The sequence below is a fragment of the Streptomyces sp. CRN 30 genome, from assembly GCF_034105845.1.
In genome coordinates, this window is record NZ_JAVRHI010000055.1 from 1 (window position 1) to 25,735 (window position 25,735).

General features: G+C 72.4%; 26 protein-coding genes. 6 read left to right on the forward strand and 20 right to left on the reverse strand.

Annotation, left to right across the window (positions count from 1 at the left end; all coding sequences use genetic code 11):
- The 16 genes from UW392_RS05240 to UW392_RS05310 form a co-directional block, all read right to left on the reverse strand.
- Window positions 1-336, reverse strand: a 336-nt coding sequence (locus tag UW392_RS05240) for a flavodoxin-dependent (E)-4-hydroxy-3-methylbut-2-enyl-diphosphate synthase (protein WP_320773674.1), incomplete at its 3' end; no start/stop codon positions are given.
- A gap of 4 nt (window positions 337-340) precedes the next feature.
- The gene (gene hpnH, locus UW392_RS05245; RefSeq protein WP_320773675.1) at window positions 341-1,363 is read right to left on the reverse strand and encodes an adenosyl-hopene transferase HpnH; all 1,023 of its coding nucleotides are present in this window, start codon (window positions 1,361-1,363) and stop codon (window positions 341-343) included.
- 5 nt (window positions 1,364-1,368) lie between these two features.
- A complete protein-coding gene (locus UW392_RS05250; protein ID WP_320773676.1) occupies window positions 1,369-2,013 on the reverse strand; it encodes a 1-hydroxy-2-methyl-2-butenyl 4-diphosphate reductase in 645 nt (214 codons plus the stop codon).
- Complete coding sequence (shc, locus tag UW392_RS05255) at window positions 2,013-4,034, reverse strand: squalene--hopene cyclase (RefSeq protein WP_320773677.1); 2,022 nt, start codon at window positions 4,032-4,034, stop codon at window positions 2,013-2,015. The genes UW392_RS05250 and shc overlap by 1 nt, the downstream gene beginning before the upstream one ends.
- A 105-nt stretch (window positions 4,035-4,139) precedes the next feature.
- Window positions 4,140-5,204, reverse strand: coding sequence for a polyprenyl synthetase family protein (locus UW392_RS05260; protein ID WP_320773695.1), 1,065 nt, complete (start codon window positions 5,202-5,204; stop codon window positions 4,140-4,142).
- Window positions 5,205-5,269: 65 nt separating this feature from the next.
- Window positions 5,270-6,703: a hydroxysqualene dehydroxylase HpnE gene (gene hpnE, locus UW392_RS05265; protein WP_320773678.1), complete on the reverse strand. Its 1,434-nt coding sequence runs from the start codon at window positions 6,701-6,703 to the stop codon at window positions 5,270-5,272.
- Entirely contained in the window at window positions 6,700-6,840 is a 141-nt protein-coding gene (locus UW392_RS66915; RefSeq protein ID WP_414495601.1) for a DUF6380 family protein, read from the reverse strand. The genes hpnE and UW392_RS66915 overlap by 4 nt, the downstream gene beginning before the upstream one ends.
- Window positions 6,840-7,787 carry a presqualene diphosphate synthase HpnD gene (hpnD, locus tag UW392_RS05270; RefSeq protein WP_320773679.1) on the reverse strand — a complete coding sequence of 316 codons (948 nt, stop codon included), beginning with the start codon at window positions 7,785-7,787 and terminating at the stop codon, window positions 6,840-6,842. Before hpnD ends, UW392_RS66915 begins: the two co-directional genes overlap by 1 nt.
- Window positions 7,784-8,698 (reverse strand): squalene synthase HpnC, encoded by a 915-nt coding sequence (hpnC, locus tag UW392_RS05275; RefSeq protein ID WP_320773680.1) that lies wholly within the window; start codon window positions 8,696-8,698, stop codon window positions 7,784-7,786. The genes hpnD and hpnC overlap by 4 nt, the downstream gene beginning before the upstream one ends.
- A 300-nt stretch (window positions 8,699-8,998) precedes the next feature.
- Window positions 8,999-9,793, reverse strand: a complete 795-nt coding sequence (locus tag UW392_RS05280) for an ABC transporter ATP-binding protein (RefSeq protein WP_320773681.1) — start codon at window positions 9,791-9,793, stop codon at window positions 8,999-9,001.
- Window positions 9,786-10,721, reverse strand: coding sequence for an ABC transporter permease (locus UW392_RS05285; RefSeq protein ID WP_320773682.1), 936 nt, complete (start codon window positions 10,719-10,721; stop codon window positions 9,786-9,788). The genes UW392_RS05280 and UW392_RS05285 overlap by 8 nt, the downstream gene beginning before the upstream one ends.
- Window positions 10,722-10,820: 99 nt before the next feature.
- Entirely contained in the window at window positions 10,821-11,702 is an 882-nt protein-coding gene (locus UW392_RS05290; protein ID WP_320773696.1) for a glycosyltransferase family 2 protein, read from the reverse strand.
- 8 nt (window positions 11,703-11,710) lie between these two features.
- Window positions 11,711-12,490 carry a CDP-alcohol phosphatidyltransferase family protein gene (locus UW392_RS05295; RefSeq protein ID WP_320773683.1) on the reverse strand — a complete coding sequence of 260 codons (780 nt, stop codon included), beginning with the start codon at window positions 12,488-12,490 and terminating at the stop codon, window positions 11,711-11,713.
- Complete coding sequence (locus UW392_RS05300; protein ID WP_320773684.1) at window positions 12,468-13,529, reverse strand: iron-containing alcohol dehydrogenase family protein; 1,062 nt, start codon at window positions 13,527-13,529, stop codon at window positions 12,468-12,470. Before UW392_RS05300 ends, UW392_RS05295 begins: the two co-directional genes overlap by 23 nt.
- Window positions 13,517-14,269 (reverse strand): phosphocholine cytidylyltransferase family protein, encoded by a 753-nt coding sequence (locus UW392_RS05305; RefSeq protein ID WP_320773685.1) that lies wholly within the window; start codon window positions 14,267-14,269, stop codon window positions 13,517-13,519. The genes UW392_RS05300 and UW392_RS05305 overlap by 13 nt, the downstream gene beginning before the upstream one ends.
- Window positions 14,266-16,068, reverse strand: coding sequence for a DUF5941 domain-containing protein (locus tag UW392_RS05310; RefSeq protein WP_320773686.1), 1,803 nt, complete (start codon window positions 16,066-16,068; stop codon window positions 14,266-14,268). The genes UW392_RS05305 and UW392_RS05310 overlap by 4 nt, the downstream gene beginning before the upstream one ends.
- 394 nt (window positions 16,069-16,462) lie before the next feature.
- Between UW392_RS05310 and UW392_RS05315 the strand changes: the two genes are divergently transcribed.
- Complete coding sequence (locus tag UW392_RS05315; RefSeq protein ID WP_320773687.1) at window positions 16,463-17,413, forward strand: cation diffusion facilitator family transporter; 951 nt, start codon at window positions 16,463-16,465, stop codon at window positions 17,411-17,413.
- A gap of 204 nt (window positions 17,414-17,617) precedes the next feature.
- A complete protein-coding gene (gene idi / locus UW392_RS05320) occupies window positions 17,618-18,214 on the forward strand; it encodes an isopentenyl-diphosphate Delta-isomerase (RefSeq protein WP_320773688.1) in 597 nt (198 codons plus the stop codon).
- Between the two features lie 26 nt (window positions 18,215-18,240).
- Here idi and UW392_RS05325 read toward each other — a convergent pair whose 3' ends face one another.
- Complete coding sequence (locus tag UW392_RS05325) at window positions 18,241-18,753, reverse strand: ATP-binding protein (protein WP_320773697.1); 513 nt, start codon at window positions 18,751-18,753, stop codon at window positions 18,241-18,243.
- Between the two features lie 217 nt (window positions 18,754-18,970).
- Window positions 18,971-19,555, reverse strand: a complete 585-nt coding sequence (locus UW392_RS05330) for an HdeD family acid-resistance protein (protein WP_320773689.1) — start codon at window positions 19,553-19,555, stop codon at window positions 18,971-18,973.
- Between the two features lie 85 nt (window positions 19,556-19,640).
- Here UW392_RS05330 and UW392_RS05335 point away from each other — a divergent pair, with 85 nt between their 5' ends.
- Window positions 19,641-20,390: an enoyl-CoA hydratase/isomerase family protein gene (locus tag UW392_RS05335; RefSeq protein ID WP_320773690.1), complete on the forward strand. Its 750-nt coding sequence runs from the start codon at window positions 19,641-19,643 to the stop codon at window positions 20,388-20,390.
- A 42-nt stretch (window positions 20,391-20,432) separates the two neighbouring features.
- On the opposite strand, the gene UW392_RS05340 is transcribed toward UW392_RS05335, so the two are convergent.
- On the reverse strand, window positions 20,433-21,086 hold the full coding sequence (locus tag UW392_RS05340; RefSeq protein ID WP_320773691.1) for a DJ-1/PfpI family protein: 654 nt from the start codon (window positions 21,084-21,086) through the stop codon (window positions 20,433-20,435).
- 44 nt (window positions 21,087-21,130) lie between these two features.
- Window positions 21,131-22,090, reverse strand: a complete 960-nt coding sequence (locus tag UW392_RS05345; protein WP_320773692.1) for a GlxA family transcriptional regulator — start codon at window positions 22,088-22,090, stop codon at window positions 21,131-21,133.
- A 142-nt stretch (window positions 22,091-22,232) separates the two neighbouring features.
- Between UW392_RS05345 and UW392_RS05350 the strand changes: the two genes are divergently transcribed.
- The 3 genes from UW392_RS05350 to UW392_RS05360 form a co-directional block, all read left to right on the forward strand.
- Window positions 22,233-23,108, forward strand: a complete 876-nt coding sequence (locus tag UW392_RS05350) for an SCO6745 family protein (RefSeq protein ID WP_414495606.1) — start codon at window positions 22,233-22,235, stop codon at window positions 23,106-23,108.
- 96 nt (window positions 23,109-23,204) lie between these two features.
- Window positions 23,205-23,336: an LPFR motif small protein gene (locus tag UW392_RS05355; protein WP_252100478.1), complete on the forward strand. Its 132-nt coding sequence runs from the start codon at window positions 23,205-23,207 to the stop codon at window positions 23,334-23,336.
- A gap of 102 nt (window positions 23,337-23,438) precedes the next feature.
- Window positions 23,439-25,735, forward strand: a 2,297-nt coding sequence (locus UW392_RS05360) for a Tex family protein (protein WP_320773694.1), incomplete at its 3' end; no start/stop codon positions are given.

The window sequence follows — 25,735 nt, forward strand, 5'->3', positions numbered from 1 at the left end:
GCAGCCCGCCTCGATCGCGGCGAAGACGTACTTCGGCTGGAAGTGGATGTCGGCGATCACCGGGATCTGCGACTTCCTGGCGATCACGGCGAGAGCGTCCGCGTCGTCCTGCGTGGGGCACGCCACACGGACGATCTGGCAACCGGACGCGGTCAGCTCCGCGATCTGCTGGAGCGTCGCGCCGATGTCGGAGGTCCGCGTCGTCGTCATCGACTGCACCGACACCGGGGCGCCGCCGCCGACCGCCACCGGTCCGACCTGGATCCGCCGCGACACGCGCCGCTCGGCGAGGGGCCGGACCGGTACCTCGGGAAGGCCCAGGGGGATGGCGGTCATGCCGTCACTCCCGGTTCCCGGAGACCGTCTCGCGCATGGCGCGCAGGGACTCCTTCAGCGATCCCATGGTGGCGAGCACGGCGGTGGGTTCGTAGCCGCAGTGCGCCATGCAGTTGTCGCAGCGCGGGTCCTTGCCGCGGCCGTACTTGTCCCAGTCGGTCTCCTCGATCAGCTCCCGGTACGTGGGCACGTATCCGTCGCTCATCAGGTAGCAGGGCCGCTGCCAGCCGAAGAGCGAGTAGTTCGGGATCGCCCAGGCGGTGCACTGGAAGTCGACCTTGCCCTCCAGGAAGTCCAGGAAGAGCGGCGAGTGGTTGAGCCGCCAGCGCAGCCGGTTGCCGCCCGCGAACGCCTTCTTGAACAGCTCGCGGGTCTGGGTGACGCCCAGGAAGTGGTCCTGGTCGGGTGCCTTCTCGTAGGCGTAGGCCGGGGAGATCATCATCTCGTCGACCTTGAGTTCGTCGTTGAGGAAGTCGAGGACCTCGATGATGGTCTGCGGGGTGTCGGTGTTGAAGAAGGTCGAGTTGGTGGTGACCCGGAAGCCGCGCCGCTTGGCCTCCTTGATCGCCGCCACGGCCTCGTCGAAGACACCCTCCTTCGCCACGGACTCGTCGTGCCGCTCGCGCAGCCCGTCGATGTGCACCGCGAAGGCGAAGTAGGGAGAGGGCGTGAACTTGTCCATCTTCTTGCGCAGCAGCATCGCGTTGGTGCACAGGAAGACGTACTTGCGCTTGGCGACCAACTGCCGCACGATCTCGTCGATCTGCGGGTGCATCAGGGGCTCGCCGCCGGCGATGGAGACCATCGGCGCCCCGGACTCCAGCACGGCGCCCACGGCCTGGGCGACCGGCATGCGCTGTTTCAGCACGCCCGCCGGATGCTGGATCTTGCCGCATCCCTCGCACTTCAGGTTGCAGGCGAAGAGCGGTTCCAGCTCGACGATGAGCGGGAACTTGCTCCGCTTGCGCAGCTTCTGTTCGGCCAGATACGTAGCGACCTTGATGGACTGGCGCAGTGGCATGGCCATCTGGCTCACCTCCTGGGGAGCAGCAAGGAACGGTGCCATTCGTAGAAAGCGGGAAGAACGGAACGCAGGACACGGAAAGCCGATATTCCACCGCGTACCGTGCCGATCCGGACGAGTTCATGTTCTGGTGCGTCCACGACCACCCGTACGGCCGCAACGGGGCGCTCGTCGGCGCGTACGGCGCTCAGGAGCGTGGCCGCCGACTCCATGTCGACGGCGATCGCGCCGGTCGCCCTCAGCTCGGCGCGTTCGGGGCCGCGGACCACGTGGTCGGAACCGGTCAGCGGCCCGGTGTGGACGGTGCGGCCGGGCACGGCCCGCACCAGGGCCTTGACGAGCAGCTCGGTGCCCACGCAGCCGACGGTGGCGCGCGGGTCCCGGGTCTCCTCGGCGACGACCAGGTCACCGGGGTGCATGCCGGGGGCGAGCCCCGCGCAGAACCCGGTGGCGAGCACGGCGGCACCGGCCAGCGCCGGGTCGGCCAGGACCCGGGTGACCGACCGCTCGGCCGCCTTGGGTCCCATGCCCGTGCGCAGGACCGTGACGGGTGCGTCCGCGCCGGCCCGGCCGCCCGTGCGCAGGGCGAGGTGCTCGATGCCGAGCGCGCAGGCGATCAGCAGCGGCGCCGGGGCGGCGGACCGGACGCCCATCAGTGGACCTTCACTCCGGCGGAGACAGCGCTCTTCGGCCGGGTGACGGCGGGCTCCCCGTGCACGTAGCGGCCGAGCGCGGTGAGCGGGAAGACCTGGCGGTAGAGGTGGTAGTTGATGGAGAAGTCCCAGGGGAAGCCGGTGCCGGTGAAGTAGGGCTCGTCCCAGGAGCCGTCCTCCCGCTGGGTCTCGGCGAGCCAGGCGACGCCCCGCTCGACGGCCTTGGAGTCCTTCTCGCCGGCCGCGAGCAGGGCCATCAGGGCCCAGCCGGTCTGCGAGGGGGTGGAGGCGCCGCGGCCGCTCCACTCCCGGACGTTGCGGTAGGAGCGCAGGTCCTCGCCCCAGCCGCCGTCGTCGTTCTGCACGGACTCCAGCCAGGCCACCGCGCGGCGGATCGCCGGGTGGGAGCCGGGGAACCCGGCCGCGACCAGGGCCGGGACGACCGATCCGGTGCCGTAGACGTAGTTGACGCCCCAGCGGCCGAACCACGAGCCGTCCGCCTCCTGATCGGCGAGGAGCCACTCGATGCCGCGCCGGGTGCGCGGGTCGTGGGTGAGTCCCTCGGCGGCGAGCATCTCGACGACGTGCGCGGTGACGTCGGCGGACGGCGGGTCGATGACCTCGCCGAAGTCGCAGAACGGCAGGCGGTTGGGGAAGGGGCTGGTGTTGTCGACGTCGAAGGCGCCCCAGGCGCCGTTCTTCGACTGCATGCCGAGGTTCCAGCGCACGCCGCGGCCGACGGCCGCCTCCAGCCGCTCCGGGTCGTGGTGCGCCACGCGGCGCAGCGCGAGGACGACCTCGGCGGTGTCGTCGATGTCGGGGTAGTTGTCGTTGTGGAACTCGAACGCCCAGCCGCCGGGCGGCAGTCCGGGCCGCTTCACCGACCAGTCGCCGGGGCGCACGATCTGCTCGCCGAGCATCCAGTCGGCGGCCTTCACCAGCTGCGGGTGGTCGGCGGGCACCCCGGCGTCGGCCAGTGCGATCGTCGCCAGGCAGGTGTCCCACACCGGGGACTGGCAGGCCTCGACCATCCGGGCGCCGTCCTCGCGCCACACGGCGAACCGGTCGAGGGATTCGAGCCCCGCGCGCATCACGGGGTGTTCGAGGTCGTAGCCGAGCAGGTAGAGCGCGATGATCGAGTACACGGCCGGGGGCTGGATGCCGCCCCAGCAGCCGTCGTTCTCCTGGCGCTCGATGATCCAGCGGGCGGCGGCGTTCATCGCGGCGCGGCGCGTTCTGCGGGGCGCGACCCGGCGGAAGGCGTGCAGCGCCCGGTCGATGCGCTGGAAGGCGCCGTCCCAGGTGACGGCCGGGGCGAAGGGCCGGCGCGGGTTGGGGTCGGCGGGGTCGGTGTGCAGTTCGTCGAGGGAGAAGGGCGCGGGACGCACCGGCCGCTTCGCCGAGACGATGGTCAGCGGGACGACGGTCTGCCGGGCCCAGCACCCGAAGTCGTAGATGTTGAGCGGCATCCAGTGCGGGAACCAGATCAGCTCGGGCGGGAGTTCGGGCAGGTCCTCCCACTTCCACCAGCCGAACAGGGCCAGCCAGATGCGGGTGAAGACCCGGGCGGCGGCGACACCGCCGCGGCCGCGGACCCATGCGGCGGCCTTCGCCATGTGCGGGTCGTCGGGGGCGTCCCCGGCCAGGCGGAGGGCTACGTACGCCTCGATGGTGGCGGAGAGTTCGCCGGGGCCGCCGTAGAAGGAGGCCCAGGTGCCGTCCTCGCGCTGCTCGCCCCGGACGAACAGGGCGGCGGCCCGCGTGGTCTCCTCGTCGCGGATGCCCAGGAACTCACGGAGCAGCAGGTCCTCGGCGTCCATGGTGACGTTGGTCTCCAGGTCGCCCTTCCACCAGCCCTCCGCGTCCTGCTTCGAGAGCAGGAAGTCGGTGGCGCGCCTGGTGGCGCGTACGGCGGCTTCTTGTACCCCGGCCGCCTCGGGGATCGCGCTGTCGGTTTCACTGGCCGCGGCTGCGCGGGGCGGCAGGGTCGCCCCGGTGCTTCCGTCGGTCGTCGCTGTCATGGCTTCCCCTTCGTGCAGTGTGCTTCTGCTTCTGCTGGGTCCGCCGTCGGCCGGTGCGCGAGACACCGGCCGGCGACTACGCGAGGACTATTCGACCGATACTGATCATCTCTTCCGTACGACGACGAAGTCGGCGAGCGCCGCGAACCGGTCCCGGACCTCACCGGGCATGTCGACGGCGTCGAGGGCCTCGATGGCGATGGTGTGCTGGCGGCGCGCCTCCTCGGCGCACCACTCCCGCCCGCCCGCCTCGTCGATGAGGGCGGCGCGGGCCGCGAACTCCTCCTCGGAGAAGTTCGCGAAGTCACTGCTCTTGGCGTCGGCGGCGAGGATCTCGCCGAGCCGCTCGGAGGCGGCGCCGCCGGCCGCGAGCGCGGCGACGACCGGGAGGGACTTCTTGCGCTGGCGCAGGTCGCTCCAGGTCTGCTTGCCGGTGGAGTCCGGGTCGCCCCAGATGCCGAGGAGGTCGTCGACGGCCTGGAAGGCGAGGCCCAGGTGGTAGCCGTACTTCTCCAGCGTGTCGGCGGTCCGTTCGTCGGCGCCGCCGAGGACCGCGCCGATGGAGCTGGCGCAGGCGAGCAGGGCGCCGGTCTTGTTGCCCTCCATCTCCAGGCACTCCTCGACGCTGACGCGGTCGCGGTGCTCGTAGGAGATGTCCTGGGCCTGACCGTCGATCAGGGCGCGGGTGGCGGTGGTCAGGCGGCGGGTGGCGCGGCCCGCCTCGACCGTGCCCAGTTCCAGGAGAACCTCGTTGGCCAGCGCGAACAGGGCGTCGCCGACCAGGATGGCCTGGGCGGGGCCGTGCACCTTCCAGACCGTGTCGCGGTGCCGGCGCTGTTCGTCGCCGTCCATCAGGTCGTCGTGGAGCAGCGAGAAGTTGTGGACCAGTTCGACGGCGACCGCGCCGGGCACGCCCAGCTGCGGCGCGGCGCCGGTGACCTCCGCGGAGAGCACCGCGAGCGCGGGGCGGACGGCCTTGCCGCCGTCGCCGTCGGCCGGGTTGCCGTGGGCGTCGATCCAGCCGAAGTGGTAGGCGGCGACGGTGTCCATGGGAGGCGCGAGACGGTCTACGGCCGCCCGCAGCACCGGCGTGGCCAGGGTCCGGCCGCGCTCGAGCAGCGCGGTCACGTCCACCGTGGTCCGTCGGTCGGCCTTCTCGGCCGGGGGCACAGTGGGCACAGTCTCTCCTCCAGTTGCGGTACCGGGGGTGCGGTCGGCGCCACGCGGCTCGGTCCTCACGCCGCCTCCTCGAAGAAGTCGGGGAGGACGTGGCGGGACCGGCCCAGGGCGCCGAGCGCGGCGCCCGCCGCACCGACACCGCTGCGGACCGCACTCTCCATGGTCGCGGGCCACCCGGTGGCGGTCCACGCTCCGGCCAGGTACAGGCCGGGTGCCTTGGTGCGGGCGCCGGGCCTGAGCCGTCCGACGCCGGGGGCGGGGGCGAACGTCGCGGTGCGCTCCCTGGTCACGAAGAAGTCCTTCACCTCGGCGCCCCGGGCGCGGGGCAGCAGCCGCTCCAGTTCGGGCAGGTACCGCGTGCGGAGCTCGGCCACGGGCGCGTCGATCTCGTCCTGCGCAGCGGACTGCGACACCGCCAGGTACTGGCCGTCGCGCAGGCCGGAGGCGTCGGTCCGGTCGAACACCCATTGCAGCGGGGAGCCCAGGGCGGTGAGGAACGGCGCGTTCAGCACCTTGCGGTCGTAGATGACGTGCACGTTGAGGATGGGGGCGGTGCCGATCTGCAGGAGCCGGCCGGGGTCGTCGAGCGCGCCGTCGGGCAGCAGCGCGTGCGCCTCGCGCTGGGGCACGGCGAGGACGACGGCGTCCGCGTCGAGCGTCTCGCCGGGAACCTGGACGCTCCACCCGCCGTTCTCGTGGTGACGGACGGAGGTGACGCGTGTTCGGACCTCGGTACGGACGCCCGCGGAGTCGAGCGCCTTGCGGGCCAGCCGGTCGTGCAGTTCGCCCAGCGGGACATGGGCCCAGCCGATGTCGGCCGCTCCCGGGTCGGACAGCAGACCGGTCTTGAACACCATCGCGGCGAGCTTCAGGGAGGAGTCGCCCGCGACCGCGTTGAGGGTGGCGACGCCGACCAGGTCCCACAGGGCCTCGACGGCACGCGCCGACTGGCCGTGTGCGGCCAGCCAGCTGCCGAAGTCCTGGTCGTCCAGGGCCGGATCGGCGAGGTCGAGTCCTTTCAGCGCGAGCGCGGCCCGGCCCGCCCCGGCCCGGTCGGCGAGCGAGAGGTGCGGATAGGTGGCGAGGCTGCGCCCCAGGTGCAGGGGGACCGGCAGCGCGTCGCGCCGGATCCTGCCGAGCCGCCGCCCCGCGGGCTTGCCGAGGTCGACGACGGGCACGTCGAGACGTTCCTGCACAGGCGCCAGCGCCGATCCCTCGATGCGGTCGAGGAACCAGCGGTAGGCGGTGCAGCAGCGCAGGTAGACGTGCTGGCCGTTGTCGACGGTGAGGTCGCCGCGGCGGAAGGAGAAGGCGAGGCCGCCGAGGCGCGGTCTGCCCTCCAGCAGGGTGACGCGTACGCCCGCGTCGGCGAGTGTGAGCGCGGCGGTCACGCCGGCGAGCCCGCCGCCGATCACGACGGCGTGTTTCGCCGGGCGGTCGGACAGGCCCGCGAGCGCGCCCTCGGGACGCGTGGTGCTGCCGTGGGTCATCGTGCACCCTCCCCTGGACGGCCGCCGTGGCGGTCGAGCGGCGCCCGGCCTGCCGTTTCAGTCAGGGACGCGGCCGGCCACCGGAGGGTTGCCCGCCGTTTTTCCCCGCCCTCATCACCTTGGCCCTTTTTGTCCATCAGGCGCGCCTCCTGACGGTCCGGCGGGTGACGTGCCGGGCGTCCAGCCCGGACAGGCCGCGCACGGCGACGTACGCCTTCTCGCGGCCGGGCAGCGAGACCCGGCCGCGCAGCACGGCGCCGGGGTCGCGTTCGATGCGGTCGAGGAGCCGGCGGTAGATACCGGCCATGGCGGCGACGCAGGCGCCGCTGCGCCGGTCGAGCATGGGCAGCAGCCGGTAGCCCTCGGCGAAAAGGGCGCGGGCCCGACGCACTTCGAAGTGCACGAGGCCCGCGAAGTCGGCGCCCTCCGGTGGCGTCGGCCCGTCGAAACCGGCCGAGCAGCCGAATTTGGCGAGGTCGTCGGCGGGCAGGTAGGTGCGCCCGCCCTCGGCGTCCTCGCGGACGTCCCGCAGGATGTTGGTGAGCTGGAGGGCGAGCCCGAGGGTGTCGGCGTACTCGGGGGCCCGCTCGGCGCCGCGGGCGCCGGGTTCCGTGCCGAAGACGCCGAGCGAGAGGCGTCCGATGGCGCCGGCCACGCACCGGCAGTAGACCTTCAGGTCGTCCCAGGTCTCGTAGGTCTCGCCGCGCAGGTCCATCTGGACGCCGTCGATCAGTTCGTCGAGACCGCCGAGCGGGATCGGGAACGCCGAGGCCGCGTGGGCGAGGGCCACCGCGACGGGGTCGGTGTCGTCCTCGTCGACCGCGCCGTCGTGGATGCGGGCGAGCAGCGCCCGGGTCTCCTCCAGTCTGGCGACCTTGACGTCGGGGGCGAGCACGCCGTCACCGATGTCGTCGACGCGCCGCGAGAACGCGTACAGCGCCGACATCGCCCGGCGCTTGGGCGTCGGCAGCAGTCTGATGCCGTACGCGAAGTTACGGGCCTGCTGTCCGGTGACGGCCTCGCAGTAGCTGTAAGCGGCGAGTACCGGTGCGGACGCGGGTGCTGACTCCACCGTCCGGATCACCCCTCTCCTCGCAGAGTCGCGCCCGCCTCGCGCAGCAACTGCGCCTTGCCGGGCTTGGGCGGGCCGGGAAGTACGTCGAACTCGGCGGCGGCGATCGCCCGGACGGCCGCCTTCCCCCCCGCCACGAAACCCGCGAGCAGCAGTTTCAGCCTGCCGTTGACGCTACCCACCAGGGGGGCGCCCTCATTCAGGAGGTCACGGGCGCGTTGTGTTTCGTAGGCAATCAGCGCGCGCACCGATGCGCCAGCGTTTTTCGCGGCGAGGTCCGCCTCCTGGACGCGGAATCGTTTCATGTCCTCGGCGGGCAGGTAGATCCGGTCCCTGGCCAGGTCCTCGGTGACGTCCTGGAGGTGCTCGACGATCTGCAGGGCCGTGCAGACCGCGTCGGAGCGGCGGATCCGCTCGGGGGTCGCGGTGCCGGTGACGGCGAGGACCAGGCGGCCGACCGGGTTGGCGGACAGCTCGCAGTAGGCGAGGAGGTCGTCGTAGGTCTCGTAGCGGGAGACCAGCTGGTCCTGGCGGTTGGCCGCGATCAGGCCGAGGAAGGGCCCGGGGGTCAGGGAGCGGCGGCGCACGGTCGTCCGGAGCCGCCGGAGGATGGGGTGGCGCGGGGTTCCGTCGAAGACGCGGCGCAGGTCGGCCTCGTAGGCGTCGAGCAGGGCGAGGCGGTCCTCGGCCTGCTCGGGGGCGACACCCAGGAGGCGGGCGTCGGCGCCGCCGGGGGCGAGGTCGCCGTCGCCGATGTCGTCGACCAGACGGGCGAAGCCGTAGACGGCCATGAGGTCGTCGCGCCAGGCGCGCGGCAGGAAGAAGGGGGCCACGGGGAAGTTCTCACCGGCGGCCTTGTCGAGCGTGCCGCGCTCCGGATCGACGGCGCACGCCTTACGGCGGTGGGGAGTCTCCGTAGCCATTGCCGTCATATCTCCCGTTCTACACCGCCGACGCAATACACACTATTTCGGACACGCCGTCCGTCCGCCCATATGACCGCCCAGGCTGAGGGTGTCGGGCATTATCGCCCCATGTGCCGCGTTTCGGGACCGTCACAGCTTACGTTGTACAACTCATCGAGCCACGCGGGGGGCGTATGCACATCACAACAACACACCGATTGACCTCAAGATTCCGAAGCCGGGCCGGAGTTGACGTTTCCTTTGCAGACGCGGGACCCCGCCGGGCAGTTCCGCCGGGCCCCGCCGCGCGGGTCCCGGCTACTTGCCCACGAACTTCTCGTACTCCTTGAGCACCTCGTCGGTCGGGCCGTCCATGCGCAGTTCACCGCGCTCCAGCCACAGGACCCGGTTGCAGGTGTCGCGGATCGACTTGTTGTTGTGACTGACCAGGAAGACCGTGCCGGCCTCCTTGCGCAGCTCCCGGATGCGGGCCTCGGAGCGCTTCTGGAACTTGCGGTCGCCGGTCGCGAGGGCCTCGTCGATCATCAGGACGTCGTGGTCCTTGGCGGCGGCGATGGAGAACCGCAGCCGCGCGGCCATGCCCGAGGAGTACGTCCGCATCGGCAGGGTGATGAAGTCGCCCTTCTCGTTGATCCCGGAGAAGTCGACGATGTCCTGGTAGCGCTCCTTGACCTGCTCGCGGGACATGCCCATGGCGAGACCGCCGAGGATGACGTTGCGCTCACCGGTCAGGTCGTTCATCAGCGCCGCGTTCACGCCGAGCAGCGAGGGCTGGCCGTCGGTGTAGACCTTGCCCTGCTCGGCGGGGAGCAGTCCGGCGATGGCCCGCAGCAGCGTGGACTTGCCGGAGCCGTTGGAGCCGATCAGGCCGATGGCCTCGCCCCGGTAGGCGGTGAAGGAGACGCCCCGGACGGCGTGCACCTTGCGCACGCCCCGTGCCGCGTCGTCGGAGCCCCGCTTGAGTATCCGGCTCAGCGCCGCCGTCGCGCTGCCCCTGCCGGTGCGCGCGCCGTTGACGCGGTAGACGATGTGCAGGTCGTCGGCGATGACGGTGGGGACCCGCGGGCCCTGCTCCGGTTCCTGGTCAGCCACGGCCGTACCTCTCCTCGGCCTTCCAGAAGTAGACGAAGCCGACCGCTCCGGCCAGCACCGCCCAGCCGAGGGCGAAGGCCCACACGTGCGGCGGCAGGTAGGAGGAGCCGTACCCGTCGATCAGCGCGAAGCGGATCAGGTCCATGTAGACCGAGGCCGGGTTCCACTGCAGGACGTCGCTGACCCAGCCCGGGACGTCCTTGTTCGCGAGCATCGCCGGGATGGAGAACATCACGCCCGACGCGTACATCCAGGTGCGCATCACGAACGGCATCAGCTGTGCCAGGTCGGGGGTCTTGCTGCCCATGCGGGCGAAGATGAGGGCGAGGCCGGTGTTGAAGACGAACTGCAGGACCAGCGCGGGCACCACCAGGAGCCAGGAGAGGCCCGGGTAGCTGCCGAACCCGATCATGATGATGACCAGCACGATCATCGAGTAGAGCAGCTGCTGGAGCTGCTGGAGGGCGAAGGAGATCGGCAGCGAGGCGCGCGGGAAGTGCAGCGCCCGCACCAGGCCGAGGTTGCCGGAGATGGCCCGGACGCCCGCCAGCACCGAGCTCTGCGTGAAGGTGAAGACGAAGACGCCCGTCACCAGGAACGGCACGTAGATCTCGTGCGGGATGCCCCGGCGGGCACCGAGCAGCAGACCGAAGATGAAGAAGTACACCGCCGCGTTGAGCAGCGGCGTCGCCACCTGCCACAGCTGACCCAGCTTGGCCTGGCTGTACTGGGCCGTCAGCTTCGCCCTGGAGAAGGCGAGGATGAAGTGCCGCCGGTCCCAGAGCTGGCGGACGTACTCGACGAGGGAGGGCCGGGCGCCGCTCACGGAGAGCCCGTACTTCTCGGCGAGACGCGCCGCCGGGAGTCCCTCGTCGGGTGACACGGGCGTGGTCATGGCGACCGTGCCGTCGTGTGTTGTCTCACTCACTAGTGGAAACTTTCGTCTTCGGGATGCGCGGCCGGTGGGGGCCATGCACGAGCGGGCGGCCCGGAGCGGGCCGCCCGGGGGCGCTCGGGTACGAGTTTCTCAGATCACCGGGGGACGGCCCAGCCGGGTCAGCCGCCACACCGTACGCCACTTCATGGGCCGGCGGGGACCGCACGGGGTGGACCAGCCCTCCCGGAAACCGCCGAACCACGCCTTGAGCGCGGGCCGCGAGGGGCGGCGGGCGAGCGTGAGCAGCATCCAGACGCCGAGGTAGACCGGGACCAGCGGGGCGGGCAGGTTGCGGCGGGCCAGCCAGACGCGGTTGCGGGCGACCATCCGGTGGTAGACCGCGTGCCGGGAGGGGGCGGTCGTCGGGTGGTAGAGCACCATGTCGGACCGGTAGTCGATCATCCAGCCGGCGTCCAGCGCCCGCCAGGCCAGGTCGGTCTCCTCATGGGCGTAGAAGAACTCGTCCGGGAGGCCGCCGACCTGCTGGAGGACCTCGGTGCGGACCGCGTTGGCGCCGCCGAGGAAGGTGGTGACGCGGGAGGAGCGCATCGGGTCGGCGGCGCGCAGCCGGGGCACGTGCCGCCGCTGGGTCTCGCCGGTCTCCGGGTCGGCGATGCGGAAGCTGACGATGCCGAGCGCGGGGTCGGCGGCGAACGCCTCCCGGCACAGCTCGGCGGTGTCGGTGCGGGCGAGGAGACCGTCGTCGTCGAGGAAGAGCAGCACGTCGACGTCCCGGCCGCCGTCGCCGAACGCCTCGATGCCGACGTTGCGGCCGCCGGGGATGCCGAGGTTCTCGGGCAGTTCGACGGTGCGCACGACCGACGAGAACCCCGTGACGTCGGGGACCGGCGAGCCGTTGCCGACGACCACGACCTGGACCGGGTCGCCGTCCTGCTTGGCGACCGAGTCGATCAGGGCGCGCAGTTCCTCCGGGCGGTTGCCCATGGTGATGATGACGGCGCCGACCTTCATGGAGCGGCTCACTTCAGCCTGCTGGAGGCGAGGACGGAGACCAGGTGCAGCAGGGTCTGCAGCAGGGCGATACCGGCCAGGACCGCGGTGCCGAGGCGGGTGAAGAACAGGTCGTCGCGGACGGCGTCGACGATCGCGAGGACCAGGATCAGCAGGGACGCCTCGATGCCGAGGATGAGGCGGTGGAATTTGAGCATCGCGGCGGCCCGGCGGGCCAGCGCCATGCCGGAGGAGCGCATCTCGGCGGCGGACTCCTTGACCGGCGCCATGCCGTTCTGGTGGCGGGCGACGCCGACCAGGTCGGTCTCGGCCTTGATCAGGATGGCGCCGAGGGCCGCGAGGGTGCCGAGGAAGGCCCACAGCCAGTCGATCCGGCCGGTGCCGAAGACGTCGGCGGCGCGCAGACCGAGGCCGACCAGGACGGCCGCGTCGGTGAGGTAGGCGCCGACGCGGTCCATGTAGACGCCGCCGAGCGAGTACTGCTTGCGCCAGCGGGCGATCTCGCCGTCGACGCAGTCCAGCAGCAGGTAGAGCTGGACCGCGACGACGCCGAGCACGGCGCCCCAGATCCCCGGCACCAGCAGGGCCGGGGCCGCGAGGACGCCGCATACGGTCATCAGGTACGTGAGCTGGTTGGGCGAGACCCTGGTGTTCACCAGGTAGCGGTCGACCCGCAGGGACACCTCACGCATGTAGAGGCGTCCCATCCAGTGCTCACCGCTGCGCCGGTCCTTGACCCCCGCGGGGTGGACGACCGGACGTAGTTCAGCTACCGATGGCCTTGACATAGTCGGTGTAGACGTCCTTGATCTGGTCGGTTTTCAGGTCGAGGTGTTCGAGGATGGTGAACCGTCCGGGCCGGGTCTCGGGAGCGAACTCCACGGCGCGGACGAACTCCTCGGGGGTGAAGCCGATCTCCTCCGGCAGTACCGGCAGTCCGTGCCGGCGCAGCACCTCGGCCATGTAGACCGACTCCTCGTGCGCCTCGCGCAGATACATCGCGAAGGCCGCGCCCAGTCCGCACTGCTCGCCATGGGCGGCGGCGCGCTTGGGGAAGAGCAGGTCGAAGGCGTGGCTGATCTCGTGGCAGGCCCCGGAGGACGGCCGCGAGTCACCGGAGACGGACATGGCGATGCCGCTGAGCACCAGCGCCTCGGCGAGCACCTGGAGGAAGTCGTTGTCGCCGACGCCGCCGGGGTGGCGCAGCACGGCCTCGCCGGCCTGGCGGGCCATCGCGGCGGCCAGGCCGTCGATCCGCTCGCCCTTGATCCGGTTGGCCAGCTCCCAGTCGGCGATCGCCGAGATGTTGGAGACGGCGTCGCCGATGCCGGCCCGTACGTGGCGGACCGGGGCCTCACGGATGACGTCGAGGTCGATGACGACGGCGATCGGGTTGGGCACGCCGTAGGAGCCGCGGCCCGCGTCGTTGTCGAGGGTGGCGACCGGGGAGCACAGGCCGTCGTGGGCCAGGTTGGTCGGCACGGCGACCAGCGGCAGGCCGACGCGGGCCGCCGCGAACTTGGCGCAGTCGATGATCTTGCCGCCGCCGAGGCCGACGACGGCGTCGAAGTGGCCGGCCTTTATGTCGCTCGCCAGCCGGACGGCGTCGTCGAGGGTGCCGCCGCCGACCTCGTACCAGGTGGCGCCGGGCAGTGAGGGGGCGATGCGCTCGCGCAGCCGGGCGCCGGAGCCGCCGCTGACGGCGACGGCGAGCCGGCCGGAGTGCGAGATGCGCTCGTCGGCGAGGACGCAGCCGAGGTCGTCGAGGGCACCCGGGCGGATGTCGACGACGAGCGGCGAGGGGATCAGCCTGGTCAGTACCGGCATGCGATCTCCCGTCCACGGGCGAGATCGTCGTGGTTGTCGATCTCGACCCAGCTGACGTCGCCGATGGGGGCGGTGTCGATCCGGAAGCCGCGGTTCACCAGCTCCTGGTAGCCGTGCTCGTAGAACTGCTGGGGGTCGGTCTCCCAGACCGTCTTCAGCGCGTCGGCCAGCTCGGGGGCGGCGTCGCCCTCGATGAGGGTCACGCCGATGTACTCGCCGGTCGCCTCGGCCGGGTCCATCAGCTTGGTGATCTTCGTCATGCCCTTGGCGGGGTCGACGACGACCTTCATCTCCTCGTCGGCGAGCGACTTCACCGTGTCGAGGGCGAGGATGATCCGCTTGCCCTCGCCGCGGGCGGCGAGCAGCGTCTTCTCGACGGAGACCGGGTGGACGGTGTCGCCGTTGGCGAGGATCACGCCGTCCTTGAGGGCGTCACGGCCGCACCACAGGGAGTAGGCGTTGTTCCACTCCTCGGCCTTGTCGTTGTCGATGAGGGTGATCTTGAGGCCGTACTTCGCCTCCAGCGCGGCCCTGCGCTCGTACACGGCTTCCTTGCGGTAGCCGACGATGACCGCGACCTCGGTCAGCCCGATCTCGGCGAAGTTGCCGAAGGTCAGGTCCAGGACCGTGGGCTCGCCTTCTATGCCCGCGGGTCCCACCGGCACCAGCGCCTTGGGCAGGCTGTCGGTGTAGGGACGCAGACGCCGTCCGGCGCCGGCCGCGAGCACGAGGCCGATCATGCGGTTTCTCCTTCGTCGTGTACGGCGGGCGATCCGGCCCGGTGGGCGGACACCCAGTAGCGGATGCTCTCGAAGAGCACCACCAGGGCCACGACCACGGCGAGGACCGTGAGCGCGACGGTGAACTGTGCGGCGGTGAGCAGCGCGGCCAGGACGGCGACGAGCAGCGTGCGCCCGTCGTGTCCCCCGATGGCCCGCACCAGCCAGGCCGGGGGCGCTCCGGCGTTGCCGCGGATGCGGTACACCGTGTCGTAGTGATGGTAGGCGACCGCCGCCACCAGCCCGAAAGCCGCCGGAAGCGCTCCGTTCACGTCCGCTTTCGCCGCCAGGACGAGGACGGTGAGGTACTCGGCGGCGCGGAAGAACGGGGGGACCAGCCAGTCCAGGGCGCCCTTGAGGGGGTGCGCGACGGCCTCGCCCGCGAGCAGGACGTAGGGGACGGCGGCCAGCGCGGTCCACCAGGACGGTCCCCAGATCAGGGCCGCGCCGACCATCAGGACGGCGCCGACGGCGGCACTCAGGAAGGCCGGGGTGCGACGGGCGGAGCCGAGGGTGACGACCCGGGCGACGGCTGTGCCGAGCGGGCCGCTGTCGGCGAGGTCGGCCAGCGCCGTCGCGGCGCGGTCGGTGCGGTGGGCCTTGCGGGTCAGGGAGCGCAGGACCCGGCCGGCCGTGGTGTAGGTGGCGGCGAAGGCGCAGCCGATCAGCAGGACGATCAGGGTGATGCGGGGGGTGGTGACGGCGGTGAGGACCGCGATCATCGCCCAGCGCTCGCCGATCGGCAGGACGATCATGCGGCGGACCCAGACGGTCCAGCCGACGCTGTCGAGCTTGCCGGAGAGGGCGGCGGTGGGGCTGGTGTTGGCGGTGGCGTCGTGATTCGCCTCGTTGAAGGAGAAGTCGACGACGTGCCGGCAGGTCTGGAGGACCATCGCGCCGAGGGCCAGGGCCCATACGTCGTCACCGCCGCGGGCGGCGCCGAGCGCGAGGCCGGCGTAGTAGGCGTACTCCTTGGCCCGGTCGAAGGTGGCGTCGAGCCAGGCGCCGAGGGTGGAGTACTGAAGGGAGTAGCGGGCGAGCTGGCCGTCGGTGCAGTCCAGCACGAAGGAGAAGAGCAGCAGGACACCGGCGGCGACATAGCCGCCGCGGGTGCCGGTGGCCGCGCAGCCGGCCGCTATGAGCGCGGTGAGCAGCGAGGCGGTGGTGACCTGGTTGGGGGTCAGCCCGCGGCGGGCGCACCAGCGCGCGATGTAGCGGGAGTAGGGACTGATGAAGAAGGTGGTGAAGAAGCCGTCGCGGGCCTTCACCGCCGACTTCAGGCGGATCGCCTCGTCGTCGACGGCGGCCACCGCCTGCCGGGCCTCGTTGCGGGCCTGCGGGTCGGCGGGGACCTCGGCGACCAGGCTGCCCAGCTCGGGGCGGTGCACGTCGGCGCCGTCGGCGTCGAGGGCGGTGACGACGCCGTCGGCGATGCTGTCGACCAGGGTGGTGCCCCCGGTGGAGGTCTGGCGGGCCATCGCGCGGGTGAGCGCCTGGCGGCCGTCCGGCTGGGCCGTGACCGCGCCCGGGACCGCGGCGAGCGGGAAGCGGGGGTCGGTGAGGCCGAGGCGCAGGGCGTGCGCGTGGCCGACGAAGCGGGCGTCGACGACGGCGACCCGCTCCCGGCTCGGGACCCGGGCCAGCTCGGTCTCCGCGGCGGCGGCGTCGGCCGCGAGGCGCACGTCGAAGCCCAGTTCCCGCAGATCGCCCTCGATCGACGAACCGGGGACCGGCTGACCGGTGAGGATGGCGGTCGACAACCGAACTCACTCCCTGGGTGCCGGCGCCTGGCGCCGGTCCTGTGCATGGTGGGGGCGCCCGTTTCCACAGCCCCCGGGCGGCATGTCGGCAGAGGTTATCGGATGACCAGAACACCGTGTTCACCGGCCGTTTCACGGACGGTCGACACGGCGTGCCCACGCCTTTGCCGCGATCATCATCGGTGATGCGGGGCCCGGCTCACAAACCGCTCCCCCGCGCCCCCGCCTCGCGGCGGCCGCCGCGACCTGCCGCACGGCCACTCGGACCACGCTGACCTGCGGAACGTTTCCGCAGGTCACAGCATATGACAACGGTGTTCAGTGCCGCGTTGCCGGATACCCCCGGCCCGTAGTTCACTGTGCTGCCGACGGACCACGGAGAGGCGGTTTTTTCATGGGGGCCGGGCACGATCACGGACACCGTCACGGGCACGCGCACGGCGCGCCCGGCGGCGGTACGGCGACCGCGGCGTACCGCGGCCGGCTGCGGGTGGCGCTGGCGATCACGCTCACCGTCATGGTCGTGGAGATCGTCGGCGGCGTGCTCGCCGATTCCCTCGCACTGGTCGCCGACGCGGCGCACATGGCGACGGACGCGGTCGGCCTCGGCATGGCGCTGCTCGCGGTCCACTTCGCGAGCCGCCCGGCCAGCGACCGCCGCACCTTCGGCTACGCCCGCGCCGAGATCCTGGCCGCGCTGGCCAACTGCGTGCTGCTGCTCGGAGTGGGCGGATACGTCCTGTACGAGGCGATCGACCGGTTCATGACGCCCGCCGGCACCGAGGGCGGGCTGACGGTCGTCTTCGGTGTGATCGGCCTGGTGGCGAACTCGGTGTCGCTGGGGCTGCTGATGCGCGGGCAGGCGGAGAGCCTCAACGTGCGCGGCGCCTTCCTGGAGGTGGCGGCGGACGCCCTGGGGTCGGTCGCGGTGATCGTGTCCGCCCTGGTGATCGTCACCACCGGCTGGCAGCCCGCCGACCCCATCGCGTCGCTGGTCATCGGGCTGATGATCGTGCCGCGGACGGTGAAGCTGATGCGGGAGACGCTGGACGTGCTGCTGGAGGCGGCGCCGAAGGGCGTCGACATGGCGGAGGTACGGGCCCACATACTGGCGCTGGACGGTGTGGAGGACGTCCACGACCTGCACGCGTGGACGATCACGTCCGGGATGCCGGTGCTCTCCGTGCACGTGGTCGTCAGCACCGAGGTCCTGACCGCGATCGGGCACGAGAAGATGCTGCACGAGCTGCAGGGCTGCCTGGGCGACCACTTCGACGTGGAGCACTGCACGTTCCAGCTGGAGCCGGGGGGCCATGCGGAGCACGAGGCGAAGCTGTGCCACTGATGCGCCGGGGCCCGGCGGAGGGCGCGCGTTTCGAAGAACGCGCCGGGGAACGCAGCCGTCCGCCCCTTCGGCCGCGTCCTGCGTCCTGACGGGCCCCGCCCCGGCCGGGTACGGCCGTGGGACATGCGGGAGGGCGGGGAAGTGCCGGGAGTGCCGGTCGCGTACGGCACACTTGGGGCGCGAGGACCGATGCGAAGGATGGGTATGCCGATCACTCCTGCCACCGCGACGCACAGTTCGTCGAACGGCACCGCAGACGATGCGATTCTGCTCGAACTGGTCGACGAGAACGGCGTCACGATCGGCACGGCCGAGAAGCTCTCCGCGCACCAGCCACCCGGGCGGCTGCACCGCGCCTTCTCGGTGTTCCTCTTCGACGAGCGCGGCCGGCTCCTGCTCCAGCAGCGGGCGCTGGGCAAGTACCACTCCCCCGGTGTGTGGTCCAACACCTGCTGCGGCCACCCCTACCCGGGCGAGGCGCCCTTCGCCGCGGCGGCCCGGCGGACCTTCGAGGAGCTGGGCGTCTCCCCGTCGCTGCTCGCCGAGGCCGGCACGGTGCGCTACAACCACCCCGACCCGGCCTCGGGCCTGGTCGAGCAGGAGTACAACCACCTCTACGTGGGGCTGGTGCAGGCGGCGCCGCGGCCCGACCCTGAGGAGGTCGCGGAGACGGTCTTCGTCTCCCCCGCCGAGCTGGCCGAGCGGCACGCGCGGGACACCTTCTCGGCGTGGTTCATGACGGTGCTGGACGCGGCGCGTCCCGCCGTCCGGGAACTGACGGGACCGTCCGCCGGCTGGTGAGGCCGCCGGTGCCACGGCCCGGACGCTCACGCGAGCATGTGCTTGAGCGGCAGGGCGGCCCAGATCACCTTGCCGCCGCTCGCCGTGTGGGCGACGTCGCAGGCGCCGCCGGCCTCGCGGGTGATCTCCCGCACCAGGAGCAGGCCCCGGCCGCCGGTCCTGGCGTGGTCGGCCTCCAGGGCGGTCGGGCGGTAGGGGTGGTTGTCCTCGACGGACAGGCGGAGCCAGTCGGAGCCGACGGCGACCTCCACGGCGAGCGTCGGCGACAGCACGGCAGCGTGCCGGACGGCGTTGGTGACCAGTTCGGAGACGATCAGCAGCAGTCCGTCGGCCGCGTCGTCGGAGAGCGGCACGCGCTGACGTGCGAGGAGGTCCCGTACGGCGTGCCGCGCCTGCGGGACGGACTCCTCGACGGAGGGCGCGGTGAACCGCCAGACACCTTCGTACGGCAGGGGGTCCGCCGGTCCCCTTCCGCCTGGCTCGGGCCGGTACTCCTCGGGGCGCGGGACGGCGCCGTCCCCCCGCCCGTGGTCGTCCATCGTCGGGTCGCCACCCTTGCGCTCGATTGTCACCACACCCCTGAGTGTTGGTAACGAGTCGCTCCGTTCCGAGGTTCTGAACGGAAGTCAGCGCCTATCGAACGACTTTGATCGTTGGCGTATGACACAGTCAGTTGTGGGACTGATCCTGCCCCCGTTGCACCGTCTCGTCGATCTATTCGGGTTGTACGGGTTTGACCGTCCGGCGCCGGCCCTCTCAGGTGTCGTCGGAGGCGCCGGAGACCATGCCGACGACCCGGCGGCCCCCGAAGCCGGTGGCGATCAGACCGAGGCCGTCGAAGAGCAGGGCCAGCGAGAAGAAGGTCCCGATGACGTACTGGCTGCTGCTCGGCCAGGAGGCCAGGACCAGGATGCCGAGCAGCAGGTCGAAGACGCCGAGCAGCAGCGTCCAGCCGAACTGCGGCCCCCGGACGACGACGCTGCCGACCAGCCGGAAGAGGCCGGCGGTGAGGAACAGCAGCGCGGCGAACATCGTCAGCGCGGCGGCGGCCGCGTCCGGCTTGACGATGATGACCACACCGGCGGCGATGTTCAGGGCGGCGACGATGACGCCGAGCCAGAGGAAACTGGTGCCGCGCGACTGGACCGCGTGCGCGAGCCCGACGACGCCGCCGATCAGCAGCAGCCAGCCGAACAGAAGCATCGAGGTCAGCGTGGCGAAGCCGGTGTAGACGAGCCCGACGACCCCGGCGATCACCAGCAGCACGCCGAGCGCGGCGAGCAGACCGAAGCCGCGGCTGAGCTCGGCGGCCTTGTCGCGGGGCGGGGTGGACGTGGTCATGGTCGCCTCCTTGGTCCCGTTCCCCCTGCACTCCCAGTGCCCACGCCGCCGGAAGGCACGCCCGGCGGCCGGTAGCATCCGCCGCATGGAGCCCCTGCTGCCGCACCGCGTCACGGACTCGGTGGCCACGGTCGTCATCCACCGTCCGGACAAGCGCAACGCCATGACGGCCGCGATGTGGCGGGCGCTGCCCCCGCTCCTGGACACCCTCGCCGCCGACCCGGCGGTCCGCGCGCTGGTGCTGACCGGCGCGGACGGCACCTTCTGCGCCGGGGCCGACATCACGACGCTGACCGCCGTCCCGGGTCAGGCGCAGCGGCTGGCGGTGGCGGCCGAGGAGGCGCTCGCGGCGTTCCCCAAGCCGACGCTCGCGGCGGTCCGCGGGCACTGTGTGGGCGGCGGGGTGCAGCTGGCCGCCGCGTGCGACCTGCGGTTCGCCGAGGAGGGGGCGCTCTTCGGGGTGACCCCGGCGCGGCTCGGCGTCGTCTATCCGGCGTCCGCCACCCGGCGGCTGGCGTCGCTGGTGGGCCCGGCCACCGCGAAGTACCTGCTCTTCTCGGGCGAGCTGATCGGCACGGAGCGGGCGCTGCGCACGGGGCTGGTCGACGAGGTGCTGCCGGCGGGCGGCGGCCTGGCGGAGCGGGTCGCGGAGTTTACCCGGGTACTGGTGTCCCGGTCGGGGCTGACGCAGGCCGCGGCGAAGGAGTTCGTGGACGGGCGGCCCGGCCGGGAGCCGTACTGGTCCGCGCAGGCGGACGGCAGCGGCGACACCGCGGAGGGCGTCGCCGCGTTCCTGGAGCGCCGCCCGCCGCGCTTCACGTGGAGCGCGTCCTAGGGCTGTCCGGGGGCAGTCCCGGGGCAGTCCCGGGGGCGGGCCTCAGGCCAGGAGGAACCGGCTCCGCGCGCGGAGTTCGGTCACCAGGTGGGCGGGGGCCTTCTCGGGCGATCCCGCGTCGTAGGGCGGCTGGGGGTCGTACTCGGTGAGCAGCTGCACCGCCTGGGCGTGGTCGTCGCCGGCGATCCGGCCGAGCAGGGTCAGGCCCATGTCGATGCCGGAGGAGACGCCCGCGGCGGTGACGTACTTGCCGTCGGTGACGACCCGCTCGCCGGTCGGCCGCGCGCCGTGGCCGGCCAGGGTGTCCAGGGCCAGCCAGTGCGAGGTGGCCCGGCGGCCGCGCAGCAGTCCGGCGGCGGCGAGCAGCAGGGAGCCGGTGCAGACGGAGGTGGTCCAGGTGCTGGTGGCGTCGGCCGTGCGCAGCCAGTCCAGGAGGGTCTCGTTCTCCATCTGGGCACTCTGGCCGGGGCCGCCGGGCACGACGACGATGTCCGGCCGGTCCAGGTCGGCCAGGGTCCGGTCCGCGGTGAGGGCCAGGTTCCCGGTCTCGTTGCGGACCGGCCCGGTCCGCTCGGCGACGAAGACGGTCTCGGCGCCGGGGAGGCGGCCGAGGGTGTCGTAGGGGCCGACGGCGTCGAGGGCGGTGAAGCGGTCGAAGAGGACGATGGCGATGCGGGTGGGGTTCGTGTCGCTCATGGGGTTTCCCTTCGCGGGGTGGCGCGGCGTCGGACGGCCGCGGCTCAGTGGGACGGTGCGGGGCGGAAGCGGCGGCGGTACTCCGCCGGGGAGGCGCCGAGTGCCTTGAGGAACGCGCGGCGCATCGCCTCGGGGGTGCCGTAGCCGCTGGCGCGGGAGATCTCCTCGACGCCGTCGCGGGTGTCCTCCAGGAGCCGGCGGGCGTGCTCGATCCGGACCCGGTCGACATAGCGGCCCGGCGACATGCCGGTCTCGGCGCGGAAGGCGCGGGCGAAGTGGCGGGGCGAGAGGCGGGCGCGGGCCGCGAGGGTCTCCACGCCGAGGTCGGCGCCTGGGTGCTCGCTGATCCACGTCTGGACGTCGCGCAGCGGTTCGCGGCGGGCGGTCTGGGCGGCGAGCTGGGCGCTGAACTGGGCCTGGTTGCCGGGGCGGCGCAGGAAGACCACGAGGTGCCGGGCGACGCTCAGGGCCGTCTCCCGGCCCAGGTCCTCCTCGACGAGGGCGAGGGCCAGGTCGATGCCCGCGGTGACGCCCGCGGAGGTGGCGACGTGGCCGTCGCGGACGTAGATCGGGTCGGGGTCGACGTCGACGGCCGGGTGGTCGCGGGCGAGCTTCGCGCAGTACGCCCAGTGGGTCGTGGCGCGGCGGCCGTCCAGGAGACCGGCCTCGGCGAGGCGGACCGCGCCGGTGCAGACGGAGACCAGCCGGCCGGCGCGGGGTCCGTGCGCGCGCAGCCAGTCGGTCAGCGGCGGGTCGGGGCGGCGGGTGCCCTGGCCGCCCGGCACCAGCAGGACGTCCGCGGCGGGTGCCTCGGTGAGGGCGAGGTCGGGGACGAGGGTCAGCCCGCTGGAGGTGCGTACGGGGTCGCCGTCGAGGGACGCGGTGCGGATCCGGTAGGAGCCCGGGATGTGCTGCTCGGCGCCCGCGAAGACCTCCGCGGGGCCGGTGACGTCGAGACTCTGTACCCCGTCGAAGAGGACGAGGAGTACGGTGCGCGGGGCCATGGGGACGATTCTCGGAGCGGTCGCGGGGCGTCCGCAATGACGTTCTCCCCACCTTTCCTGCCATCCGTACGAAACCTTTCCCACCGTCCTGGCGGACCCCTGTCCGCACATACCTACCGGTTGGTAACGTGCGGGCATGACGATGACTGCCGCCGTCGACCGGCGCCCGGCGCGCCGCTGTCACAACGCGCTGAACACGCTGCACTCGACGCACTACTTCTCCCCCGACCTGGGCCGGGAGCTGGGCGCCCTCGGGGTCTCCGATCCCCGCGCGGTCAACTTCGCGGTACGGGCGGGCGCGCTCGGGCCGGTCGGCGCGGGCACGGTGACCGCCGTGTTCTACAACTACAAGCACGAACTCGTCGCCCGGCACGTCCCGGACGTCTGGACGACGGTCTCCCCCGCCGCGGCCCTCGCGGCACGCCTGCGTGCCGTCGACACGACGCTGCGCCGGCTGCTGGGCGAGGAGGCCCTGGCGTCGGCGGAGATGGCGGAGGCGGCACAGCTCGCGCTGCGCGCGACGCGGGGCTGCTCACGCGGCGGACGGCCGCTGTACTCGGCCCACGCGGACCTGCCCGTGCCCGACGCGCCGCACCTCGCCTACTGGCACGCGGCGACCCTGCTGCGCGAGCACCGCGGCGACGGGCACGTCGCCGTACTGGCCGCCGCGGAGCTGGACGGTCTGGAGGCGGTGGTCACCCACACGGCGACCGGCAAGGGGATGACGCCGGCGTTCATCTCCGAGACCCGGGGCTGGTCCCGCGCGGACTGGGACGCGGCGGCCGCCCGGCTGCACGCGCGCGGGCTGATCGACATCGCCGGCGGCACCGCCGAACCGACCGAACGGGGCGCGGAGCTGCGCGCCGAGATCGAGCGCGAGACGGACCGGCTGGACGCGGGCCCGTACGAGCATCTCGGTGCGGCGGGTCTCGCCCGGCTGACGGAGCTGGCGGCGGGCTTCGCGCGGACCGCGGCCCTCGCGGGCGCCTTCCCCGCGCGTGCCTTCGGCAAGGGCTGACGAGGTCCGGCGGCTTCCGCGGGCATACCGGGGCGCGGGCGAGGTACACGTCCTTCACCCGGTCGGACCGGCCGGGATGGACAGAGGGAGGCTCACGTGTTCCGTGCCATCGCAGACGTGCTGCGCCAGATCGGCGGCGCCATCGCCACCGTCGTGACGCTGCCTTTCCGGGCCCTGGCCCGGCTCTTCGGCGGGGCGTCCAGCTCGACGCGCAGCCGCCGGGCCTGAGCGCGTCGCCCGCGACCTGCCGGGTGTCCGCCCTGATCCACCGCTGTCGGTGCGGCCTGCCACAATTGCCGCGCAACCTCTGTGAGAAGGCGGTACGGGATCGTGACGACACCCGAGTCGATCGACGTAGGCTCCATCGAAGGCAGGATCGCCGAGGAGCTCGGCGTACGGGAGCGGCAGGTGAGGGCCGCGGTGGAACTGCTCGACGGCGGTTCGACCGTGCCCTTCATCGCCCGCTACCGCAAGGAAGCGACCGAGATGCTGGACGACGCGCAGCTGCGCTCCCTGGAGGAGCGGCTGCGCTATCTGCGGGAGCTGGAGGAGCGGCGTACGGCGGTCCTCGACTCGGTCCGTGAGCAGGGCAAGCTCACCGACGAGCTGGCGGCTCGCATCCGGGGGGCCGAGACCAAGGCCCGCCTGGAGGACATCTACCTGCCGTACAAGCCCAAGCGGCGCACCAAGGCGCAGATCGCCCGGGAGGCCGGACTCGAACCGCTGGCCGAGGGGCTGCTCGGCGACCCGGGGGTGGACCCCGTGGCCGCCGCCGCCGCGTTCGTCGACGCGGACAAGGGCGTCGCCGATCCCCAGGCGGCGCTGGACGGGGCGCGGGCGATCCTGACCGAGAGGTTCTCGGAGGACGCCGACCTCATCGGTGAGGTCCGCGAGCGGATGTGGAAGCGCGGGCGGCTCGCCGCCAAGGTGAAGGACGGCAAGGAGGAGGAGGGCGCCAAGTTCGCCGACTACTTCGACTTCGCCGAGCCGTTCACGGCCCTTCCCTCGCACCGGATCCTGGCGATGCTGCGCGGCGAGAAGGAGGGCGTCCTCGATCTCGTGCTGGAGCCCGAGGAGCCGGCCGAGGGCCCGTCGTCGTACGAGGGGATCATCGCGTCGCGGTTCGGGATCGGCGACCGGGGGCGGCCGGGCGACAAGTGGCTCGTGGACACGGTCCGCTGGGCCTGGCGCACCCGGGTCCTCACCCACCTCGGCCTCGACCTGCGGCTGCGGCTGCGGACCGCCGCCGAGGACGAGGCGGTCGACGTGTTCGCCGCCAACCTGCGCGACCTGCTGCTGGCCGCCCCGGCCGGCACCCGCGCGACGCTCGGCCTCGACCCCGGCTTCCGTACGGGGGTGAAGGTCGCCGTCGTGGACGCGACCGGCAAGGTCGTCGCGACCGACGTGATCCACCCGCACGTCCCCGCCAACAGGTGGGACGAGGCGCTCGCGAAGCTGGCGCGGCTGGCGAAGGAGCACGCGGTCGAGCTGATCGCCATCGGCAACGGCACGGCGTCCCGCGAGACCGACAAGCTCGCCGGGGAGCTGATCACCAACCACCCCGAGCTGAAGCTGACGAAGGTGATGGTCTCCGAGGCGGGCGCCTCGGTGTACTCGGCCTCCGCGTTCGCCTCGCAGGAGCTGCCCGACATGGACGTGTCGCTGCGCGGCGCCGTCTCCATCGCGCGCCGGCTCCAGGACCCGCTGGCCGAGCTGGTGAAGATCGACCCGAAGTCGATCGGCGTCGGCCAGTACCAGCACGACCTGTCCGAGGTGAAGCTCTCGCGCTCCCTGGACGCGGTCGTCGAGGACTGTGTGAACGGTGTCGGGGTGGACGTCAACACCGCCTCCGCGCCGCTGCTCGCCCGGGTCTCCGGCATCACCTCGGGCCTCGCGGAGAACATCGTGGCGCACCGCGACGCCAACGGGCCCTTCACGGCGCGCGGCGAGCTGAAGAAGGTCTCCCGGCTCGGGCCGAAGGCGTACGAGCAGTGCGCGGGGTTCCTGCGCATCCGGGGCGGCGACCCGCTGGACGCGTCCAGCGTGCACCCGGAGGCGTACCCGGTGGTCCGCCGGATGGTGAAGACCGCCGGTCAGGAGGTGGCCGCGCTGATCGGGAACACCTCGGTACTGCGGTCGCTGCGGCCGGCGGAGTTCGTGGACGAGACCTTCGGTCTGCCGACGGTCACGGACATCCTGAAGGAGCTGGAGAAGCCGGGCCGCGACCCGCGTCCGGCGTTCCGGACGGCCACCTTCAAGGAGGGCGTGGAGAAGCTCTCCGACCTGTCCGCCGGCATGGTCCTCGAGGGGGTCGTGACCAACGTGGCGGCCTTCGGGGCGTTCATCGACGTCGGGGTGCACCAGGACGGACTGGCGCACGTCTCCGCGCTGTCGAAGACGTTCGTCAAGGACCCGCGCGACGTCGTGAAGCCCGGTGACATCGTCAAGGTGAAGGTGCTGGACGTCGACATCCCGCGCAAGCGGATCTCGCTGACGCTGCGGCTGGACGACGAGGCGGCGCCGGGGGACGCGAAGGGCGACCAGCCGCGTCAGCAGCGGGGCGGCGGCGGCCGGCCGCCGAGGCAGCGGCAGCAGCAGGGCCGTTCCGGCGGCGGCAACCGGCGGCA

Bases quoted from the DNA above. Each gene is read 5' to 3' on its own strand.
- UW392_RS05340 (WP_320773691.1), bottom strand. From the start codon at position 21,086: ATGAGCGACACGAACCCCACCCGCATCGCCATCGTCCTCTTCGACCGC.
- UW392_RS66915 (WP_414495601.1), bottom strand. From the start codon at position 6,840: ATGGACAAAAAGGGCCAAGGTGATGAGGGCGGGGAAAAACGGCGGGCA.
- UW392_RS05335 (WP_320773690.1), top strand. From the start codon at position 19,641: ATGGAGCCCCTGCTGCCGCACCGCGTCACGGACTCGGTGGCCACGGTC.
- UW392_RS05250 (WP_320773676.1), bottom strand. From the start codon at position 2,013: ATGGGCGTCCGGTCCGCCGCCCCGGCGCCGCTGCTGATCGCCTGCGCG.
- UW392_RS05305 (WP_320773685.1), bottom strand. From the start codon at position 14,269: ATGATCGGCCTCGTGCTCGCGGCCGGCGCCGGACGGCGTCTGCGTCCC.
- UW392_RS05290 (WP_320773696.1), bottom strand. From the start codon at position 11,702: ATGAAGGTCGGCGCCGTCATCATCACCATGGGCAACCGCCCGGAGGAA.
- idi (WP_320773688.1), top strand. From the start codon at position 17,618: ATGCCGATCACTCCTGCCACCGCGACGCACAGTTCGTCGAACGGCACC.
- hpnC (WP_320773680.1), bottom strand. From the start codon at position 8,698: ATGGCTACGGAGACTCCCCACCGCCGTAAGGCGTGCGCCGTCGATCCG.
- UW392_RS05330 (WP_320773689.1), bottom strand. From the start codon at position 19,555: ATGACCACGTCCACCCCGCCCCGCGACAAGGCCGCCGAGCTCAGCCGC.
- UW392_RS05300 (WP_320773684.1), bottom strand. From the start codon at position 13,529: ATGCCGGTACTGACCAGGCTGATCCCCTCGCCGCTCGTCGTCGACATC.
- UW392_RS05345 (WP_320773692.1), bottom strand. From the start codon at position 22,090: ATGGCCCCGCGCACCGTACTCCTCGTCCTCTTCGACGGGGTACAGAGT.
- UW392_RS05350 (WP_414495606.1), top strand. From the start codon at position 22,233: ATGACTGCCGCCGTCGACCGGCGCCCGGCGCGCCGCTGTCACAACGCG.
- hpnH (WP_320773675.1), bottom strand. From the start codon at position 1,363: ATGGCCATGCCACTGCGCCAGTCCATCAAGGTCGCTACGTATCTGGCC.
- UW392_RS05295 (WP_320773683.1), bottom strand. From the start codon at position 12,490: ATGTCAAGGCCATCGGTAGCTGAACTACGTCCGGTCGTCCACCCCGCG.
- UW392_RS05315 (WP_320773687.1), top strand. From the start codon at position 16,463: ATGGGGGCCGGGCACGATCACGGACACCGTCACGGGCACGCGCACGGC.
- shc (WP_320773677.1), bottom strand. From the start codon at position 4,034: ATGACAGCGACGACCGACGGAAGCACCGGGGCGACCCTGCCGCCCCGC.
- UW392_RS05325 (WP_320773697.1), bottom strand. From the start codon at position 18,753: ATGGACGACCACGGGCGGGGGGACGGCGCCGTCCCGCGCCCCGAGGAG.
- hpnE (WP_320773678.1), bottom strand. From the start codon at position 6,703: ATGACCCACGGCAGCACCACGCGTCCCGAGGGCGCGCTCGCGGGCCTG.